This is a genomic window from Peribacillus simplex (genome assembly GCF_030123325.1).
Classification (GTDB): Bacteria; Bacillota; Bacilli; order Bacillales; family DSM-1321; genus Peribacillus; species Peribacillus simplex_D.
In genome coordinates this window covers 5,622,374-5,642,775 of record NZ_CP126106.1, presented here as the reverse complement: position 1 = coordinate 5,642,775, position 20,402 = coordinate 5,622,374, and the positions used below count along the sequence as shown (strand labels likewise).

Below are 20,402 nucleotides of genomic sequence, written 5' to 3'. Positions count from 1 at the left end.
ATAAAGGGGGATATAAACATGGAAGAACAACCAAAGAAAAAGGTAGGCTTCAATATTATAAAAAACGACCCTACAGAAGGTCATGGCGGATATGGAGCAGGGGTTTTGACGCTCGATAATATTTCTCCGGTCATCATCGATGTGGATGCAGGTGAAGCAGAGGTCGATATCGGCGCGATGCATGCGAGGAGTGCAGTGGAAAAAGGGATCAAGTTTTTGAAGACTAAAGAGGAAGTCCCGAATGCCAAACCTTACTGGCTTGTTTGGGTGACCATTGAAGCCACACAAAACGGTCCGCACTATGCAGGTGTGACAGCATGTGAAATGACGGTCGACAGGTCAATTAGACGCGGTTACAAATCGCTTCCGGAGCATGTCAACAGAATGGATAAATCGCTGAAACGAAAAATCATCGTCGAGGCCATGGACGATAAATCAAAGCGTGTGCTTGCAGACTTCCTGAAAAATCATGATGCAGGAATGTGGGAGCGCTCTTCAGATCAGCTGAAGGAGTCATTGACGGTTTGAGTCTCGTTAATGGATGAAATGTTAAGTTTAGTGAAAAATGCACTTGTAGGAAAGCGATAAAATCAGTAAACTTAAAGACAGCAGTTTAGTCACTGTGGAACTAGGACAGAAAAACCCCCGAAGCCGTTGCCGGCTTCGGGGGTTTTTCGTTATCCCCAAGGTTTTAAGACTTTTTTGTACCACGGGGCCTTTTTATGTTCTTCTTCTTTTGGGGAATGTTTCGGATCCTCACCCTTAAAGTGCTCGGCACAGTATTCGACAGGTTCGGTTCCTTTAACATAATAAGTCAATCTTGAGACAGGACAATCCTTTGTGGCCAATTTTCCGCTAACGGGATTCACGTTCACCCCGATTACGTTTTTGGTTTCCTTAAACGATTTTGCCGGTTTCCCTTGCAGTCCCTTCTCCATATAGGAAGCCCAGATTTTCTTGGCATAGCCTTTTTCAGCAGGGATTTCGATCTTTTTGCCTTGATCATATCCAGTCCATACTCCCGCAACAAGCCCCGGTGTGTAACCGATCATCCAGCTATCCGTCGGGGTGGAGCCTGATTTGCCGGCATATGGGCGGGTAAGCTGGGAACTGATGGTGCTGCCGGTCACTTTCGTATAGCCATTTAAGGTTTCATCGAAAACACCTGTAAGCATCTGGGTCATGACAAATGCCTTGTCCTCATCCAAAATCTGTTCCGGTTTCTCATTTTCATCAAAAATCACTTCACCTTTTTGATTTTCAACTTTTTTGATAAACACGGGTTTAACCTTCTTGCCGCCGTTGGCCAGAATGCTGTATGCGTTCACCATTTCAATTGCCCTTACACCTGACGTACCGAGTGCCAGGGAAGGAACCGCATCCATCTTTGCCGTGATTCCGAAGCGATGCGCCGTATCGACCAATGTCTGTTCCCCAAGGAACAAGTGCGTTTTTACGGCGAAGATATTATCTGAAAGAGCAATGGCCTGAGCCATCGTGATTTCGCCTTCCGCATATTGATGGTTGTAATTATGCGGTGTATAAGATGAGTGACCATCATCGAAAGAAAATGTAGTTGTCTCGCTTTTTAAGGTGGTGGACGGTGTGAAACCGTTCTCCAGCGCTGAATAGTATAGCAATGGCTTCATGGTTGAACCAGGCTGGCGAACCGCCTGTGTAGCTCGATTGAATGGCGACTCGGAATAATCCTTGCCGCCGACCAGCGCACGGACCTCCCCGGTATCCGGATCCATTGCCACGATCGAGGCTTGAATGCCTGAAGACTTGGGTATGGTATTGGAAAGAACCTCCTCGGCGGCATCCTGCTGGGTTTCGTCCAGTGTGGTATAGACCCTAAGCCCGCCGAGCTCGATCGTCCGGTCATCTAAATGAAGTTGGGACTTTAAAGCTTGTTTGACGGCATCTTGGAAATATGGAGCGGTCTTATTGGTGACCGTTCCGTGCTCGCCCTTTAATGTAAGGGATGTTCCCAATGCTTCCGCGATATTTTTTCCTGAAATGTAGTTTTTGTTTTTCATGGCTTGCAGGACAACTTTCTGCCTTGATTTCGCTTTTTCAAAGTTATCCAATGGTGAATAATTTGACGGCCCTTTTGGTATTCCGGCCAGCATGCTCGCTTCAGGAAGAGTCAAATCCTTGGCATCCTTGCCAAAGTAATATTGACTTGCAGCTTGAGCTCCATATGCGCCGTGGCCGTAGTAAATCGTATTTAAATAGCCTTCTAGAATTTCCTTTTTGGAGTAATTCATTTCTAAACGTATCGTATAAAAGGCCTCATTAAACTTACGCGACCACGTTTTGTCATGCCCGAGAAACAGGTTCCTGGCATACTGCTGGGTAATGGTGCTTGCACCCTGGACTTTGGACATTGCCTTAATATCAGCAAGGATGGCACCGCCGATCCGCTTTATATCAAATCCATTATGAGTATAAAATTGACGATCCTCAACGGCGACAGTCGCTTGGATGAGCTGTGGTGAAATCGACTCCATTCCGGCCCAATAACGTTTCTGGCCATTATCCGTTTCACCGATCACATTTCCATCATCACTATAATAGAGAGTGGACTGCGGCACGACCAAAGGGGGAGGACCTAATATTTTTGCATAAATCAGTAAAGAGAGAAGCAATACAAAGAGTATCGTGAGCCCGATTGTGGCAAGGATGATGAAGGCCCGTACATATTTAGTTGTCCTTTTAAATCGTTCGCTTGGAATCAATTCCATTGCTTTCACCTCTCTTATCAGGTAAGAATCTATTATCTATTACTATTATGGAAAAAAAAGAAAATTTTAAACATAAGAACTGCATTTATGAAATTTATCTTGCAATTCTGCTAGATTCGTCTATAATTTTTCTAGCTAATGACTATACCGATTTTGGGGAACCTATAAGGTGACTGACAATATGAAATGGAAAAGGAGCGTTAATAAATGAGCATTTGGTTTACTGAAAAACAAACAGAGAATTTTGGTATTACGATGAAAGTGAATCGTACTTTACATACGGAGCAAACTGAGTTTCAAAAGCTTGATATGATTGAAACGGAAGAGTGGGGCAATATGCTATTGCTGGATGACATGGTAATGACTTCACAGCGTGATGAATTCGTTTACCATGAAATGGTAGCCCATGTTCCTTTATTTACCCATCCTAATCCAGAAAACGTTTTGGTTGTAGGCGGAGGGGACGGAGGAGTCATCCGTGAAATCCTAAAACACCCAAGCGTAAAAAAAGCTACATTGGTGGATATCGATGGGAAAGTTATCGAATACTCAAAGAAATTCCTGCCTGAAATTGCAGGCATGCTTGAAGATCCGCGTGTAGACGTACAAGTTGGGGATGGCTTCATGCACATCGCCAAAAGTGAGAATGAATATGACGTGATCATGGTTGACTCGACTGAACCTGTCGGACCTGCTGTCAACTTATTCACAAAAGGTTTTTATGCCGGGATTTCCAAAGCTTTGAAAGAAGACGGGATTTTTGTGGCACAATCCGACAACCCTTGGTTTAAAGCGGACTTAATTCGCGATGTACAACGTGATGTGAAAGAAATATTCCCGATCACCAGCCTGTATTTAGCGAATATCCCGACGTATCCAAGCGGCCTTTGGGCGTTCACGATCGGGTCGAAAAAATATAATCCATTAGAAGTGACTGAAGACCGTTTCCATGAAATCGAAACGAAATATTATACAAAAGAACTTCATAAAGCAGCTTTCGTTCTGCCTAAATTCGTTCAAGATTTAGTGAAATAAGGGGGCATGGACCATGAAATTCGATGAAGCCTATTCAGGCAATGTATTCATTAAAAGCCACCCTGTTTTTGAGGAATCAGAAGCTGTACTGTACGGCATGCCGATGGACTGGACGGTGAGTTTCCGTCCGGGTTCTCGATTCGGCCCAACCCGGATTCGTGAAGTTTCGATTGGTTTGGAAGAGTACAGTCCATATTTAGATCGTGAATTAGAGGAAGTTAAATTCTTTGATGCCGGGGATATTCCATTACCATTCGGCAATCCGCAGCGCAGTATCGATATGATTGAAAAATTTGTCGACAGCTTGTTGGATGCAGGTAAGTTCCCAATGGGGATGGGAGGGGAACATCTTGTCACATGGCCAGTCATTAAAGCCATGTTCAAAAAGTATCCCGATATGGCCATCATCCATATGGATGCCCATACAGATTTACGTGAGGATTATGAGGGAGAGCCGCTTTCCCATGCGTCCATCATCCGTAAATCCGCAGAACTTATCGGCCCGAAAAATGTATACTCTTTCGGCATTCGTTCCGGTTTGAAGGAAGAATTCCAATGGGCAAAAGAAAATGGCATGCACATCTCTAAATTTGAAGTTCTTGAACCTCTGAAAGAAGTACTGCCGCAGTTAGCTGGTCGTCCTGTATATGTGACCATCGACATCGATGTTCTTGATCCTGCGCACGCGCCAGGGACAGGCACCGTAGATTGTGGAGGCATCACTTCCAAAGAGCTTTTAGCTTCGATTCATGAGATAGCACGGTCTGAGATTAATGTAGTCGGCTGCGATTTAGTAGAAGTGGCACCGATTTATGATCCATCCGAGCAAACTGCGAACACGGCTAGCAAGCTGATTCGCGAAATGATTCTAGGTTGGGTACAAAAAGGTTAATGATTGGAAGACTTGACTGTTCCCGTTTTTTAGCGGGAATGGTCTTTTTTTTATCCATTCAGGAAAAGGATTTAATATCTGAAGGAGCCTTTTTGAATAATTTCACCCCAATGAGTCATTATTGCGTTAAAATCAAATGAATTGCAACAACATGATTTCGACAGTTTATCCCCACACTTTTGGATTTACACTTTATTTTCCGCTCCAAGTTGAAACTTCCTTGAAGAATATTTATACTTATAAAGTTAAGAACGACATGATGAAGGAAGTGTAGCTTTGACTCTTCATGATATAGATAAGCATGCTATTAAAGTGACTTTACAGACAAAAATCATGCACGGCCCAGAAACGGAAACGTATGAGCTGGTGACATTTGGTACAAAAATGTATAAAGGTGCAGATTTATATTTGCAATATAAAGAGGAAAATGAAGCCGGTCAAACACAAACGACCATCAAGCACAAACCGGATGAAACGATCCTGCTTAGAAATGGCGCCATTAAAATGAGGCAGCTTTTCCGCCTGCAGGAAGCGACAAATGGACATTATGAAAGTCTATATGGCAGGTTGGGATTACGGACGACCGCGAAGAAGATACATCATCAATGGGATGAAAAGACCAAACAAGGGAAACTTGTCCTTAAATATACGTTACATATGCAGGGAAGCGAGCCCGGTCAATATGAGATGACGATTTCCTACAAGGAGGAAGCATAGCGCATGAATATAGTAAAAGAGGTACAGGAAAAACTGAAAGAAGAGATTAAAGCGGCAGTCATTAAAGCTGGGTTGGCAACGGAAGAGCAGATTCCAAATGTTGTATTGGAACTGCCAAGAGATAAGACACACGGAGATTATTCCACGAATATGGCCATGCAATTAACGAAGATTGCAAAGAAAGCGCCAAAGATGATAGCAGAGGCAATCATCGAAAACTTTGACAACTCAAAAGCATCCATCGAAAAAATCGAGATTGCAGGACCTGGCTTCATCAACTTCTACATGAATAATTCCTATTTGACGGAATTGGTTCCTGTCATTTTGAAAGTGGATGAAGCATATGGGGAAAGTGACTTTGGTAAAGGCGAAAAAATCCAGGTGGAGTTCGTTTCCGCGAACCCGACCGGTGATCTTCACCTTGGCCATGCCCGTGGTGCAGCAGTAGGTGATACATTATGTAATATCCTCTCTAAAGCAGGTTATGATGTTTCACGTGAATACTATATCAATGACGCAGGAAACCAAATTAATAATTTGGCCATTTCCATAGAAGCCCGCTATTTCCAGGCACTTGGCCTCGAAAAGGATATGCCGGAGGGCGGTTATCATGGCGAAGATATCATTGGCATCGGTAAAACGCTTGCCAGTGAATTTGGGGATAAATATGTAAATGCCGATGAAAAGGAACGTTTTGAATTTTTCCGTGAGTACGGCTTGAAATATGAAATGGAAAAACTGAAAACGGACTTGGCTAATTTCCGTGTCGGATTCGATGTATGGTACTCCGAAACATCTCTATATCAAGACGGTAAAATTGATGAGGCACTCAAAGTGTTGAGGGACAGGGGCCATGTCTATGAGGAAGATGGGGCTACATGGTTCCGCTCCACTGAACTAGGCGATGATAAAGACCGGGTGCTTATTAAGCAGGATGGGTCTTACACATATCTGACACCGGATATTGCCTATCATCGTAATAAATTGGAGCGCGGCTTTGAAACGCTGATCAATATCTGGGGTGCAGACCACCACGGCTATATACCGCGTATGAAAGCGGCGATCGAAGCATTGGGGTACAAACGCGAGCAGCTTGAAGTGGAAATCATCCAGCTTGTTCACCTGTACAAGGATGGCGAGAAAATGAAGATGAGTAAGCGTACCGGTAAAGCAGTTACGATGCGTGACCTTATTGATGAAGTGGGTCTCGATGCAACCCGTTATTTCTTTGCAATGAGAAGTGCGGATACTCACATGGATTTCGATTTGGATCTTGCGGTATCACAATCCAATGAAAACCCTGTTTATTATGCACAGTATGCCCATGCCCGGATTTCCAGCATTTTACGCCAAGGTGTGGAACAAGGGATCAGCTATGAAGGAGTCACTGATTTCTCTGCCTTAGCTACTGAAAAAGAAGTGGAACTTTTGAAGAAATTAGGAGAATTCCCGCAGGCAATTGCGGAAGCAGCCGAAAAACGGATGCCTCACCGCATGACGAATTATATATTCGACCTGGCTTCTACATTCCACAGTTTCTACAATGCAGATAAGGTTTTGGATGTTGAAGAGATGGAAAGAAGTAAGGCGCGTTTAGGACTGGTCAAATCCGTCCAAATTACCTTAAAGAATGCATTAGCTATAATCGGGGTTTCGGCACCGGAAAAAATGTAATGGAAAAAGCGGCTGTTTCTAACGAAACAAGCCGCTTTTTTTTAGGTTAATCAGCACTCGACGGCACCGCCGCTCACCCTTTTTACACCACGAACCTTAGCTATATTTTCAATCAGCTGCAACATTGCCCGATCCTTCATCTTGGCCTCGATCATGAAATCGACGTCCTGTCCAAGATCCTTAAGCACTTTAAAAAGGGGCATGATGAAGTCCAAATCGATATAATCTGCATGCGAGCGAAATTCACCTGCAGATTTTGGGGATGAAATATGAATCTTTGGTACCGCCCCTGCTTGCCTCCAAGTGGTGAATACCTCGGTGAGCAGCTCGTTAAGCGGCTCATCCGAAAGATTTGCGAGATGATGGTGGTAATCGAATACAAGTGGGATGCCTTCCCTCCTACATACGCTCAGGGTTTCAGATGCTGTATAGGTTTTATCATCATTTTCAAAAGTCATTCTTTCCTTGACGTGCATAGGCAGCGATTTAAGGTTGTCATGAACCCTTACAAGGGCGGACTCTTTATCACCATAGGCCCCACCGACATGGATATTGATGAAAGAGGTGTCCGCAATGCCCATTGCATCAAGCATTTTATAATGGAACTCCATATCTTTTACGGCATTTTGTGTAATTGCGGGTTTAGGGCTGGTAAACAGCGTAAACTGATTGGGATGAAAACTGATCCTCATCTTGTGTGCAGTGGCCCAATCGCCAAGCTGTTTCCACTCTCTTTTAAAAGGTGTAACGAAATCCCATTCTATTTCGGGATGTGTGGCTAAAGGAACGATGGAACTGGACATCCGGTATATTTCTATTTGGTGTGCCGTGTTATATTGAAGGACCCTTAAGGTATTTTCAATATTCTGCCTTGTCACGTCCAGGAGTTTTTCCATTCCTTTTTCCGCGCCAAGTGAGCTATATCGCTTGTAAGTAAGTGTCTTAGCCGGAGAAGCTTCCCATAAACAGGTGGCATTGGATACGAATCCAAATCTTATTTTCATTATATTTTTCTCCTTGAGCAACGGGATGTCAAAGAAAAGGAGAAAGGATGGCAGCCAGCGATTCCTTTGCTGAACGGAATACATTCATGTTGGAAATCGCGTCCCCGTTTAGCGGCTTGGATTCGGCTAGGTCCACTGCCAACTCCTTTTCTACATCTTCTATAAATGTCCGGTCAAATACGATGCAATTGATTTCACCATTTAAAAAACAACTGCGCTTATCAAAATTAGCCGTACCGATATCACACATTATATCATCAATCAGAATCACTTTAGAATGGTAGAACCCCCTTTGAAATTGCATGATTTCAGCCCCTTCTTTTATCAGTACCCGGAAATAGGGAAACGAAGCTTCCTTGACAAGGGCATGGTCTGAAATTTCAGGTACGATGATCGTAACGGAAACATTGCGTGCAAGTGCTTCCCTTAATTCTTGAAATAAAGTTTCACTGGGAATGAAATATGGAGTCCCGATAATGATTTTTTTAGCGGCTTGCCGAATCAAGTGTGTAAGTGACTGTTCAAGATCACTGCCATTCGTGACGACAAACTGCTGTGCCTGGGTTCCGGGAGCCAATGTCGGGAAATAGGCAGGCGTTCCTCTGTAATCCTCGTTTGTATCATGGAACCAATCCGAGAGGAAGACTTCCTGAAGGTCCTTTACACCTTCCCCGGTCATTTTTAAATGGTAATCTCTCCACGGGTTCAGCTTCTCCCCTTGGTTTATATACTCCTTACCGATATTAAAGCCGCCAAGGTAGCCGATTTTTCCATCAATCACCGTGATCTTACGGTGATTTCTTTTTTGTATTGTATAGAAAAGGAAGGGGAGTTTCGGTTTAAAGCTGAAAGAAAAATGAACGCCGCTTTTAGTTAGCTCCTGAATGATTTGTCGGGACATCTTTTTACTTCCCACCCAATCGGCTAAAAGCCGCACTTCCACGCCCTCTTCCGCTTTTGACTGCAGTAACTTCAAAAAATCCTTGCTGAATTTATCATTTTTTACAATATAAAAAAGGATATGGATGGAATCCTGAGCTTGCTTTACTTCCTTCATGTAATCGTCAAACAGGATTTTCCCTGATGTGAATACAGTCATATCGCTGTTCCGAGGCGGATATTTTATGTTGGTTGCGTGCTTCAAATAACGCTTATGCCCTACCTTAAGATCAACCCAGCACCAAGAGAAGATCAATAAAAATATTGAGGCAATCGTAGTGATTATCTTCAAAAAAACCCCCCCTAAATGATTATATTTAGTTTGGCTCCAATTCCCTGTTAGTAATCATTAAAAAGCGGGGAGAGGGTCCTCATTTTTTTAGAATGCAGAAGGGTAATACGCGTAATTGTCGAATTATATAATTAAGGTCCAGAAAAATTAAATAGTTTTAGAAAGAAAAAAGTTGACTGAATGCTCATTCATTATATAATGGAATTAATCAAATTTCAGAAAAATGCCAAATTTCCCAAAATGGTGCCTGGCATTTTGCAATTTACTAAAGAGGGGGAAAGTCTGCATGGAAATGAATGGCTTACTGTGGATCAACTTAGTTGCATTCCTGCTTGTAACCGCTTACGCCGCCGGTTTGTTTGTCTACTTGATAAAGACCCGTATAGCTTATATAAAACTTGGCAAAAAAGTGGAATTCGATAACCGTGTGAAAGATCGTCTTGTTAAAATAGGGGTTTATGTATTTGGACAGAAGAAGCTCTTTAAAGATAAAAAGAGCGGGATCATTCATGCCATGTTATTTTATGGTTTCATCTTAGTGCAATTTGGCGCACTTGACTTTTTCGTTAAAGGCTTAAGACCGGGGTGGCATTTACCGTTTGGCCCTGTTTATCCGGCCTTTACTTTCTTCCAGGAAATTGTGACGCTCACTGTTCTTGTTGCAATCCTATGGGCGGCATACCGCCGTTATGTCGAAAAGCTCGTTCGCTTGAAAAGGGATTTCAAAGCAGGTTTGGTTGTCATCTTCATCACCGGTATCATGATCACCGTATTACTGGGGAATGGAATGGGAATGATCTGGCATGGACACGATGCAACTTGGTCAGAGCCAGTCGCATCAAGCATCGCTTTCCTATTCGGCTGGATGGGGACAACAGCGGCAACAGTCGTTTTTTATGTAGCTTGGTGGCTGCATTTACTGATCATATTATCTTTCCTTGTTTACATCCCGCAATCTAAGCATGCCCACTTGATTGCCGGTCCGGTAAATGTATTCCTGAATCGATTGGACAATCCGGGGAAATTGAAACCGGTTGATTTGGAAGAAGAGGTTTTCGACAAAGAAGGCAATCAATATTACGGTGCCAAATATATCGAAGATTTGACGCAGTACCAAATGGTGGACCTCTATGCCTGTGTGGAGTGCGGGCGCTGTACGAATATGTGCCCGGCTACAGGTACCGGTAAAATGCTGTCACCGATGGATATCATAATCAAGATGCGTGACCATTTAACAAATACAGGCGCTGCCGTTACAACGAAGCAGCCATGGGTGCCATCTTTTGTTTTTGGGAATACGAAGGGAAATAAGATAGCTTTGGCTGGAGCCGCACAGGGGGCGCAGGAATCTGCTGCAGCAACCGAGGCATACAGTCCGAGCCTGATTGGTGAAGTCATTACGGAAGAAGAACTTTGGGCTTGTACCACATGCCGGAATTGTGAAGATCAATGCCCGGTAATGAATGAACATGTCGACAAAATCATCGATATGCGCCGTTATCTAGTGTTGACCGAGGGCAGACTTGATCCTGATGCGCAACGTGCCATGACGAATATTGAGCGTCAAGGAAACCCTTGGGGACTGAACCGTAAAGAGAGGGAAGATTGGCGAAGCCTTCGGGAAGATGTCAGCGTCCCTACCGTGAAGGAATTAAAAAAGGCAGACGAAGAATTCGAGTATTTATTCTGGGTAGGTTCAATGGGATCGTACGATAACCGTAGCCAGAAGATTGCCCTTTCCTTTGCCAAATTATTGAATGAAGCTGGCGTCAAATTTGCAATTCTCGGAAATAAGGAGAAGAACTCAGGGGATACTCCCCGCCGATTGGGTAATGAGTTTGTCTTTCAGGAGCTTGCAATGAAAAATATAGAAGAGTTCCAGAAGAATGAAATTAAGAAAATCGTGACGATCGATCCGCATGCATACAATATCTTCAAGAATGAGTATCCGGATTTTGGCTTGGAAGCGGAAGTGTATCACCATACTGAACTGTTAGCCAAACTTGTCAGTGAAGGCAGGCTGGTGCCTCAGTACCCGGTGAATGAGACGATTACATTTCACGATTCCTGTTACTTGGGAAGGTACAATGAAGTTTACAGCCCGCCGCGTGAAATCCTGCAATCCATTGATGGTGTGAAACTTATTGAGATGGAGCGTAACCGTGAGAAGGGTATGTGCTGTGGAGCTGGAGGCGGTTTGATGTGGATGGAAGAGGAAACAGGAAACCGCATTAATGTGGCCCGTACCGAACAGGCGCTAGCCGTCAGTCCAACAGTGATCAGTTCAGGATGTCCTTATTGCCTGACCATGCTATCTGATGGGACGAAAGCAAAAGAAGTTGAGGAAAATGTTAAAACGTATGATGTAGCTGAACTACTCGAAAAAGCGGTCATTGGTGAAAATAAACCGATTGCCTCTTAATTTAAAATGGAATTGCCTGCTTCTTCTATATGGGATGGATCAAATGGAAGCAGGAAATTTTTTCAATTTTTAAAAACTAAATATTTTCATTTTTGAGAAAAATGTGTAATATAATATATTATTAAGCGCTTACAACACTATTTTTTTAACTCCAAATTGAGCGAGCGTTCAATCAATGTTACTTATAGGGGGAAATAATGATGGCGAAAACAGTGATTATTAGCGGTGTGAGAACACCTTTTGGTAAATTTGGCGGTGGTCTTAGCAGTTTGACGGCATCACAACTTGGTGGAATAGCAATCAAAGAAGCACTTGTTCGGGCAGGGATCGAAGGCAGCCAAGTAGACGAGGTCATCATGGGGAATGTGCTTCAAGCAGGCCAAGGTCAAATACCGTCCCGACAGGCAGCCCGTCATGCTGGATTGCCTTGGGAAGTGAAAACGGAAACCATAAATAAAGTGTGCGCATCAGGACTTCGCAGTGTCACATTGGCTGATCAGATCATTCGCTTAGGTGAAGAAGAAATCATTGTTGCCGGCGGAATGGAATCGATGAGCAATGCTCCTTATATCCTTCCGAAAGCAAGGTGGGGCCTAAGGATGGGTGATGGAGAACTGAAGGATACGATGATTTCGGATGGGCTTAGCTGCAGTTTTACGGGCGTCCATATGGGGACTTACGGAAACAGTACGGCCGAGGATCTTGAAATCACCCGTGAGGAACAGGATAGCTGGGCTTACGGGAGTCATCAAAAGGCGATAAAGGCAATCGATGGCGGTATTCTTGCAGAAGAAATCATTTCCGTACAGGTGCCGGTACGAAAAGGCGAACCAATTACCATCGAACATGATGAAGCCCCAAGAAAAGATACATCTGCCGGGAAGTTAGCTAAATTAGGTCCAGCTTTCAATAATGAGGGAACCATTACGGCAGGTAATGCACCAGGTGTCAATGATGGGGCAGGTGCACTCGTGCTAATGAGTGAGGAACGGGCGGAAAAAGAAGGAAAAACGCCTTTTGCCTATATTTTAGCTCATGCAGAAGTGGCAGTGGAAGCAAAGGACTTCCCTAAAACGCCAGGCTTGGTCATAAATGAACTCCTGAAGAAGACAGGTAAATCGATAGAGGAAATTGATTTGTTTGAAGTGAACGAAGCATTTGCAGCGGTTGCGCTGGCCAGTGGGAAAATTGCCAACATCGCGCCGGGAAAAGTGAATGTAAACGGAGGGGCTGTAGCATTGGGTCACCCAATCGGGGCGAGTGGTGCCCGCATCATCATTACGCTGATGCATGAACTGAAACGCCGCGGAGGGGGATTGGGCATCGCAGCAATCTGCAGTGGCGGCGGTCAGGGAGATGCCATTTTAATTGAAGTGCCTAAGCAAGGATAATAGTTTCATAGATGAATGAGGGGGGATTTTCATGGGCATTCAAAAAGTGATGGTCATTGGTGCGGGACAGATGGGATCCGGCATTGCCCAGGTCTGTGCAATGAGCGGTTATGAAGTTCTTTTACACGATTTAAAAGATGAGTATGTAGAAAAGGGGTTAGGGACTATTACCAAGAACCTTTCCCGGCAGGTTGAAAAAGGGAAAATGGAATCCGGGGAGAAAGATGCAATCCTTTCCCGGTTGACTTCATCGACGAATTTGAAAAATGCGGCTGAGGTAGATTTAGTGGTTGAAGCTGCGGTGGAAAACATGGAAATAAAAACAAAAATATTCGCCGAGTTGGATGAAATCACACCTCAACACGTCATTCTTGCATCCAATACTTCTTCGCTCCCGATCACCGAGATAGCCGCTGCCACGAAAAGGCCGGAAAAGGTAATTGGCATGCACTTTATGAACCCCGTTCCAGTCATGAAGCTGGTTGAGATCATTCGAGGCCTTGCTACATCGGATGAGGTTTATAAAGAAGTTGAAAAGATGGCTGAATCCTTGAACAAGGTACCGGTGGAAGTCAATGATTTTCCAGGTTTTGTAGCTAATCGGATTTTAATGCCGATGATCAATGAGGCCATCTATACACTATATGAGGGCGTTGCTACTAAAGAGGCGATCGACGACGTAATGAAAATGGGAATGAACCATCCGATGGGCCCGCTTACGCTAGCTGACTTCATTGGGCTGGACACATGCTTGTATATAATGGAAACCCTTCACCAAGGGCTGGGAGACGATAAATACCGACCGTGTCCGCTGTTAAGGAAATATGTAAAAGCTGGGTGGCTAGGCAAGAAATCAGGACGGGGCTTTTACGAATATAACTAATCATGGAAAGATGTGCAGCTATGGGGGGATGAAGGATGGATTTCAAGTTTACAGAAGAACAGGAAATGATGCGGAAAATGGTAAGCGCTTTTGCGGAGAATGAGATCACTCCTCATATCGAGGCAATGGAAACAGGCGTGTTTCCAAAAGCGATTCTAAAAAAAATGGGTGAGCTTGGTTTGATGGGAATTCCGATTTCAGAAGAATACGGTGGCGCAGGTATGGACTTCATGTCTTATATCATTGCCATCAATGAGATTTCCAAAGTAAGTCCCACTCTCGGTGTCATACTGTCCGTTCATACTTCTGTTGGAACAAATCCAATCGTTTATTTTGGAACGGAAGAGCAGAAGCGGAAGTATGTGCCTAAGCTAGCCGCTGGTAAATATTTAGGCGCCTTTTGCTTGACTGAGCAAAGCTCAGGTTCCGATGCTGCGAGTTTGAAATCGAAGGCAGTGGCAGTCAAGGAAGGCGGAGAATATCGAATAAATGGGTCCAAGGTTTTTATCACCAATGGCGGGGAAGCGGATGTGTTTATTGTTTTTGCTTCAACCGACCCTCAGAAGGGAAGCAAGGGAATCTCCGCTTTTATCGTAGAAAAAGGGACGCCAGGCTTAATCATCGGTAAAGATGAACGTAAAATGGGCCTTCATGGCTCAAGCACCGTGCAGGTAACGTTCGAGGATATGAAAATCCCTACAGCCAATCTCCTTGGCAAAGAGGGTGAAGGCTTTAAGATCGCAATGGCCAACTTGGATGCTGGAAGGATTGGGATTGCCGCTCAAGCGCTGGGAATTGCCCAGGGTGCAATGGAACATGCTGTCCAATATGCAAAAGGCAGGGTGCAATTCGGCAAACCCATTGCGCAACAACAAGGAATTGGTTTCAAACTGGCCGAAATGGCAACGGGCATAGAAGCGTCAAGGCTACTGGTCTATCGGGCGGCATATTTACGCTCGCAGGGATTGAATTGCGGTAAAGAGGCGGCAATGGCTAAGCTATTCGCTTCGAGGACGGCTGTCGATGTGGCGATAGAAGCAGTCCAAGTGTTCGGAGGCTATGGATATACAACGGAATATCCGGTCGAACGCTATTTCAGGGATGCAAAGGTAACTGAAATTTATGAGGGTACCAGCGAAATACAGAGAATGGTCATCAGTAAGAATCTATAATTACGAGAAATTTGGAGGGCATATTCATGCAATTTAAACTAACGGAAGAACATGAAATGATCAGGAAAATGGTGCGCGACTTTGCCCAGAATGAAGTGGCTCCGACTGCTGCGGAGAGGGATGAAGAAGAACGATTTGACCGTGAGATCTTCGATAAAATGGCTGAGCTTGGATTGACTGGGATTCCGTGGCCTGAGGAATACGGCGGAATTGGCAGTGATTATTTAGCATATTGCATAGCGATTGAGGAACTTTCCCGCGTTTGTGCATCCACTGGGGTGACTTTATCAGCCCATACTTCGCTCGCAGGATGGCCGATATATAAATTTGGGTCTGAAGAACAAAAACAAAAATACCTTCGCCCGATGGCACAGGGTGAAAAAATCGGTGCATACGGACTGACTGAACCTGGCTCAGGATCAGACGCAGGCGGTATGAGAACGACTGCAAAGCTTGTAGGTGATGAATATGTTATCAGCGGTTCAAAAATCTTCATTACGAACGGCGGGATTGCCGATACATATGTCGTCTTTGCATTGACGGATCCTGAGTCGAAACAAAAAGGAACGAGTGCTTTTATCATTGAAAAGGACTTCCCAGGCTTCAGTGTTGGTAAAAAAGAGAAGAAGCTTGGAATCCGTTCATCACCGACCACGGAAATCATCTTTGATGAGTGTCGAGTGCCTAAAGAAAATCTCCTTGGAAAAGAAGGGGAAGGCTTTAAAATTGCGATGATGACACTTGATGGCGGCCGTAATGGAATTGCAGCCCAGGCTGTAGGCATAGCCCAAGGTGCATTGGATGCCGCGGTCGATTATGCAAAAGAGCGCGTCCAATTCGGCAAGCCAATTTCTGCACAGCAAGGAATCGGTTTTAAATTGGCGGATATGGCAACGGGTGTTGAGGCATCAAGGCTATTAACCTATCAGGCTGCGTGGTTGGAATCAGTGGGCCTTCCTTATGGAAAAGAGTCGGCGATGTCCAAACTTTTTGCTGGGGATACAGCAATGAAAGTGACGACGGAGGCCGTGCAGGTTTTCGGGGGTTACGGATATACAAAAGATTATCCAGTGGAGCGGTATATGCGCGATGCGAAAATAACCCAGATTTACGAAGGTACACAGGAAATTCAAAAGCTGGTCATCTCACGGATGGTTACTAAATAGGATTGAAACTGAGGTTTTCCGATGAGGCACTGCCTTTACCGGAATTCCCTTTTCAATTTCTTCAGAATGTCTTTGATAATTGAATAATGGGCTTTCAAAAGGAGTTTGGAAATGGAAAAAAGAGAGGTTCTTGCATCTGTAAAGGATGAGCGGCTTGTTGAAAAAAGGCGTACACAAATGATTAAAGGAGCGGTCACCCTTTTTAAGGAAAAGGGATTTCACCGTACGACTACCAGGGAAATTGCCAAAGCTGCAGGCTTTAGTATTGGCACGTTATACGAGTATATCCGAACCAAGGAAGATATATTATATCTCGTTTGTGACTTTATCTATGATGAAGTCCAGGAAAAGCTTCAGAAAGAAATAGAACAGAGTGATGGGACACTTGAAAGTTTGAAGCTGACGATCGCCTATTTTTATAAAGTGATGGATGATATGCAGGACGAAGTGCTGGTCATGTATCAGGAAGTGAAGGCCCTGACGAAAGATGCTTTACCATATGTTCTGAACAAAGAAATTCGGATGGTTGGCATGTTCGAAAAAGTGATAACGAAATGTGTCGAGAATGGGGAGCTCTCGTTAACGGAAAAACAAATAAGCCTTGTTTCACATAACATTTTCGTTCAGGGGCAGATGTGGAGTTTTAGAAGATGGGCTTTGCATAAACAGTATACGCTTCAAGAGTATGTTGAACTGCAGACGCAATTATTGATTCAAAATGTATCGGGTTCCAAAAAGCACTGATATAAATAAGTTTCAATAAGGAGGAGCTATATGAGTACAGTTGAGGTGTATAAACCGAAGAACCATATTAGATTCGTCACAGCTTCGAGTTTATTTGATGGGCATGACGCATCCATCAATATAATGAGGAGAATCCTTCAGTCCAGCGGGGCAGAAGTTATTCACCTAGGTCATAATCGTTCGGTGGAGGAAATCGTGAATGCGGCCATCCAGGAAGATGTTCAAGGCATTGCCATGTCATCTTACCAAGGCGGACATGTGGAATATTTTAAATATATGTATGACCTGCTGAAGGAAAAGGGAGCCGGGCACATTAGGATTTTTGCCGGCGGTGGCGGGGTCATCATCCCAAGGGAAATTAAAGAACTTCATGATTATGGGATTGCCCGTATCTTTTCGCCTGATGAAGGGCGGGAATATGGGCTTCAAGGAATGATAAACGTATTGATGGAGGAGTGTGATTTCTCGACAGTCAAACCATCTTTACAAGAACGTTTTGATGAATTGATTGCCGGGGGAACAAATGCCATTGCCCAATTTATTACCTTTGCCGAAAACAGACTCGATGTTTCACAGGAATCAGCGGCTGCGGTGGAAAGTCTTTTTGAGCAGATCAAGACTTCCGAAAAGAAGGTTCCTGTTCTAGGGATTACAGGGACTGGCGGCGCTGGAAAAAGTTCATTGACTGATGAATTGATAAGAAGGTTCATTAACGAAATTCCAGACGAGAGAGTCGCCATACTATCTGTGGACCCGACCAAACAGAAAACGGGCGGTGCCCTGCTTGGTGACAGAATCAGAATGAACTCGATCTTTTCAGAGCGTGTTTATATGCGGAGCCTAGCCACGCGCCATTCAAAAAGTGAGTTGTCTTTGGCGATAAAAGATGCCATTTCAGTCGTGAAGGCAGCTGGCTTCGATTTAATCATCGTTGAAACGAGCGGAATTGGTCAGGGAGATGCAGAAATTGCCGAAATATGCGATGTATCCATGTATGTAATGACGAGTGAATTCGGTGCTCCTTCGCAACTTGAAAAAATCGATATGATTGATTATGCAGATTTGATAGTCATTAACAAATACGAGCGCAAAGGCTCCGAGGATGCAAAAAGCCAAGTTCAAAAGCAATACCAAAGAAGCCGTACGCTTTTTGATCAAGATCCATCAGAAATGCCAGTATACGGTACGATCGCTTCCCAATTCAATGACCCAGGCACCAATGCATTATTCGCGGCACTGATTGAAAAGCTAAATGAAAAATCAGGGACGGTTTGGAGTACGGCCTTTTCGAAAGAAGCGGATGTTTACAAGCAAAATGTCATCATTCCTACTGACCGTCGGTATTATTTACGTGAAATCAGTGATACGGTCAGATCGTATCATAAGCGTGCGGCTGAACAAGTACGTATTGCCCGGAGGCTTTTCCAGCTTGAAGGAGCAATGGATGCAATTAAGGAAAATGATAACAACGACGAGATGGTGGCTTCTTTAGAAAAATTGAAAAAGGAAACCGCCTTGAATTTATCACCTGAATCTAAAAAAATCCTTTCTGGATGGAAGGATTTAAAAGAAAAGTACGCAGGAGAGCAGTTTGTAACGAAAGTCAGGGATAAAGAAATCGTCACAAAGCTGAAAACCAAAAGTTTATCAGGTTTAATGATTCCAAGGGTATCACTGCCTAAATATATGGATTATGGAGAGATTTTAGGATGGGTATTCCGTGAAAACGTTCCGGGCTTCTTCCCGTACACAGCGGGAGTCTTTCCATTCAAGCGTGAAGGGGAAGACCCGAAGCGTCAATTTGCCGGTGAAGGATCGCCCGATCGAACCAACAGGCGTTTTCATTATTTGTCAAAGGATGATACTGCTAAACGGCTTAGTACGGCTTTCGATTCTGTAACTTTATATGGCGAGGACCCTGATCATCGGCCTGATATCTATGGAAAGGTAGGGGAAAGCGGAGTCAGCATCTGTACGTTGGATGACATGAAAAAGCTGTATGCAGGCTTTGACCTTTGCCACCCCTCAACATCTGTTTCCATGACCATCAATGGACCGGCACCAATCATTTTGGCCATGTATATGAACACTGCAGTCGATCAGCAGATTCAACGGAAAGAAGAAGAGTTAGGCCGTCCCCTTACTGATGCCGAAACTGAAGAAGTGCAGGCTTATACCCTTCAAACGGTACGCGGAACTGTTCAAGCGGATATTCTGAAAGAGGACCAAGGCCAGAATACATGCATCTTCTCTACGGAATTTGCTTTAAGGTTAATGGGGGACATTCAAGCATACTTCATCGATCGCAAAGTCAGGAACTACTACTCAGTATCCATTTCCGGCTATCACATTGCAGAAGCGGGTGCCAATCCCATTTCACAGCTGGCTTTTACATTAGCGAATGGCTTTACTTACATCGAATATTATTTAAGTCGCGGAATGAATATCGATGACTTTGCCCCGAATTTGTCGTTCTTCTTCTCAAATGGGCTCGACCCGGAATATACGGTTATCGGGAGGGTGGCAAGAAGGATTTGGGCGACTGTCATGCGGGATAAATATGGTGCGAATGATCGTAGCCAGAAGCTCAAATACCATATACAGACTTCTGGGCGCTCCCTTCATGCGCAAGAAATTGATTTTAATGATATCAGAACGACGCTTCAGGCTTTGATGGCACTGCAGGACAACTGTAACTCCCTGCATACTAATGCGTACGATGAAGCCATCACGACGCCTACCGAAGAATCCGTGCGCCGGGCAATGGCCATACAAATGATCATTACAAAGGAGCATGGTCTCTCAAAAAATGAAAACCCGATGCAAGGTGCCTTCATCGTAGAGGAATTGACGGACCTGGTTGAAGAGGCAGTACTGCAAGAGTTCGATCGCATCAACGATCGAGGCGGTGTCCTGGGCGCAATGGAGACGCAGTATCAGCGCGGGAAAATCCAGGATGAATCGATGCATTACGAAATGAAAAAGCATACAGGAGAATTGCCGATCATTGGTGTCAATACGTATTTGAATCCAAATCCTCCTTCCGAAGAAGCGGTGAACAGCATGGAAATTGCCCGTGCAACAAAGGAAGAAAAGGAAGGGCAAATCATGAATCTCCGGGCATTCCAGGAAAGAAATAAGGAGTTCACGGATGAGGCGCTGACTAAACTGAAATTGGCAGCCATGAATGGTGAAAATATCTTTGCCGAACTCATGAACTGCGTGAGAGTGGCCAGTCTGGGTCAGATAACGAGGGCGCTATATGATGTAGGCGGTCAATATCGAAGAAATATGTAAACGAAGAAGGGGCTCCGAACATTTAGG

Annotated in this window: 15 protein-coding genes; 12 read left to right on the top strand and 3 right to left on the bottom strand. The window is 44.3% G+C overall.

Annotation, left to right across the window (positions count from 1 at the left end):
* The first annotated feature begins 18 nt into the window (after positions 1-18).
* Positions 19-528: a YwhD family protein gene (locus QNH43_RS26890; protein ID WP_283916361.1), complete on the top strand. Its 510-nt coding sequence runs from the start codon at positions 19-21 to the stop codon at positions 526-528.
* Between the two features lie 149 nt (positions 529-677).
* Here QNH43_RS26890 and QNH43_RS26885 read toward each other — a convergent pair whose 3' ends face one another.
* Positions 678-2,747 (bottom strand): transglycosylase domain-containing protein, encoded by a 2,070-nt coding sequence (locus QNH43_RS26885; RefSeq protein ID WP_283916360.1) that lies wholly within the window; start codon positions 2,745-2,747, stop codon positions 678-680.
* Positions 2,748-2,954: 207 nt separating this feature from the next.
* On the opposite strand from QNH43_RS26885, the gene speE reads away from it, so the two are divergent.
* The 4 genes from speE to argS all read left to right on the top strand — a co-directional run bounded on the left by speE (position 2,955) and on the right by argS (position 7,065).
* Positions 2,955-3,782: a spermidine synthase gene (speE, locus tag QNH43_RS26880; RefSeq protein ID WP_053348438.1), complete on the top strand. Its 828-nt coding sequence runs from the start codon at positions 2,955-2,957 to the stop codon at positions 3,780-3,782.
* Positions 3,783-3,795: 13 nt separating this feature from the next.
* Positions 3,796-4,674, top strand: a complete 879-nt coding sequence (speB, locus tag QNH43_RS26875; protein WP_034315888.1) for an agmatinase — start codon at positions 3,796-3,798, stop codon at positions 4,672-4,674.
* A gap of 276 nt (positions 4,675-4,950) precedes the next feature.
* Positions 4,951-5,391 (top strand): YwiB family protein, encoded by a 441-nt coding sequence (locus tag QNH43_RS26870; RefSeq protein ID WP_283916359.1) that lies wholly within the window; start codon positions 4,951-4,953, stop codon positions 5,389-5,391.
* Between the two features lie 3 nt (positions 5,392-5,394).
* A complete protein-coding gene (argS, locus tag QNH43_RS26865; RefSeq protein WP_076368380.1) occupies positions 5,395-7,065 on the top strand; it encodes an arginine--tRNA ligase in 1,671 nt (556 codons plus the stop codon).
* 50 nt (positions 7,066-7,115) lie between these two features.
* Here the strand turns inward: argS and uvsE are convergent, their stop codons facing one another.
* Entirely contained in the window at positions 7,116-8,069 is a 954-nt protein-coding gene (uvsE, locus tag QNH43_RS26860; protein WP_283916358.1) for a UV DNA damage repair endonuclease UvsE, read from the bottom strand.
* A gap of 28 nt (positions 8,070-8,097) precedes the next feature.
* Positions 8,098-9,300: a cardiolipin synthase gene (cls, locus tag QNH43_RS26855; RefSeq protein ID WP_283916357.1), complete on the bottom strand. Its 1,203-nt coding sequence runs from the start codon at positions 9,298-9,300 to the stop codon at positions 8,098-8,100.
* 292 nt (positions 9,301-9,592) lie between these two features.
* Here cls and QNH43_RS26850 point away from each other — a divergent pair, with 292 nt between their 5' ends.
* The 7 genes from QNH43_RS26850 to icmF all read left to right on the top strand — a co-directional run bounded on the left by QNH43_RS26850 (position 9,593) and on the right by icmF (position 20,375).
* Positions 9,593-11,722, top strand: coding sequence for a (Fe-S)-binding protein (locus tag QNH43_RS26850; protein ID WP_283918461.1), 2,130 nt, complete (start codon positions 9,593-9,595; stop codon positions 11,720-11,722).
* 200 nt (positions 11,723-11,922) lie between these two features.
* Positions 11,923-13,113: an acetyl-CoA C-acetyltransferase gene (locus tag QNH43_RS26845; RefSeq protein ID WP_283916356.1), complete on the top strand. Its 1,191-nt coding sequence runs from the start codon at positions 11,923-11,925 to the stop codon at positions 13,111-13,113.
* Between the two features lie 31 nt (positions 13,114-13,144).
* Entirely contained in the window at positions 13,145-13,996 is an 852-nt protein-coding gene (locus QNH43_RS26840) for a 3-hydroxybutyryl-CoA dehydrogenase (protein ID WP_076368376.1), read from the top strand.
* Between the two features lie 35 nt (positions 13,997-14,031).
* Entirely contained in the window at positions 14,032-15,168 is a 1,137-nt protein-coding gene (locus QNH43_RS26835) for an acyl-CoA dehydrogenase (RefSeq protein WP_283916355.1), read from the top strand.
* A 26-nt stretch (positions 15,169-15,194) separates the two neighbouring features.
* Entirely contained in the window at positions 15,195-16,334 is a 1,140-nt protein-coding gene (locus tag QNH43_RS26830; RefSeq protein ID WP_283916354.1) for an acyl-CoA dehydrogenase, read from the top strand.
* A gap of 111 nt (positions 16,335-16,445) precedes the next feature.
* Entirely contained in the window at positions 16,446-17,078 is a 633-nt protein-coding gene (locus QNH43_RS26825; RefSeq protein ID WP_098370208.1) for a TetR/AcrR family transcriptional regulator, read from the top strand.
* 30 nt (positions 17,079-17,108) lie between these two features.
* On the top strand, positions 17,109-20,375 hold the full coding sequence (gene icmF, locus QNH43_RS26820) for a fused isobutyryl-CoA mutase/GTPase IcmF (protein ID WP_283916353.1): 3,267 nt from the start codon (positions 17,109-17,111) through the stop codon (positions 20,373-20,375).
* Positions 20,376-20,402 lie beyond the last annotated feature (27 nt).

Bases quoted from the DNA above. Each gene is read 5' to 3' on its own strand.
- QNH43_RS26890 (WP_283916361.1), top strand. From the start codon at position 19: ATGGAAGAACAACCAAAGAAAAAGGTAGGCTTCAATATTATAAAAAAC.
- QNH43_RS26885 (WP_283916360.1), bottom strand. From the start codon at position 2,747: ATGGAATTGATTCCAAGCGAACGATTTAAAAGGACAACTAAATATGTA.
- speE (WP_053348438.1), top strand. From the start codon at position 2,955: ATGAGCATTTGGTTTACTGAAAAACAAACAGAGAATTTTGGTATTACG.
- speB (WP_034315888.1), top strand. From the start codon at position 3,796: ATGAAATTCGATGAAGCCTATTCAGGCAATGTATTCATTAAAAGCCAC.
- argS (WP_076368380.1), top strand. From the start codon at position 5,395: ATGAATATAGTAAAAGAGGTACAGGAAAAACTGAAAGAAGAGATTAAA.
- uvsE (WP_283916358.1), bottom strand. From the start codon at position 8,069: ATGAAAATAAGATTTGGATTCGTATCCAATGCCACCTGTTTATGGGAA.
- QNH43_RS26850 (WP_283918461.1), top strand. From the start codon at position 9,593: ATGAATGGCTTACTGTGGATCAACTTAGTTGCATTCCTGCTTGTAACC.
- QNH43_RS26845 (WP_283916356.1), top strand. From the start codon at position 11,923: ATGGCGAAAACAGTGATTATTAGCGGTGTGAGAACACCTTTTGGTAAA.
- QNH43_RS26840 (WP_076368376.1), top strand. From the start codon at position 13,145: ATGGGCATTCAAAAAGTGATGGTCATTGGTGCGGGACAGATGGGATCC.
- QNH43_RS26835 (WP_283916355.1), top strand. From the start codon at position 14,032: ATGGATTTCAAGTTTACAGAAGAACAGGAAATGATGCGGAAAATGGTA.
- QNH43_RS26830 (WP_283916354.1), top strand. From the start codon at position 15,195: ATGCAATTTAAACTAACGGAAGAACATGAAATGATCAGGAAAATGGTG.
- QNH43_RS26825 (WP_098370208.1), top strand. From the start codon at position 16,446: ATGGAAAAAAGAGAGGTTCTTGCATCTGTAAAGGATGAGCGGCTTGTT.
- icmF (WP_283916353.1), top strand. From the start codon at position 17,109: ATGAGTACAGTTGAGGTGTATAAACCGAAGAACCATATTAGATTCGTC.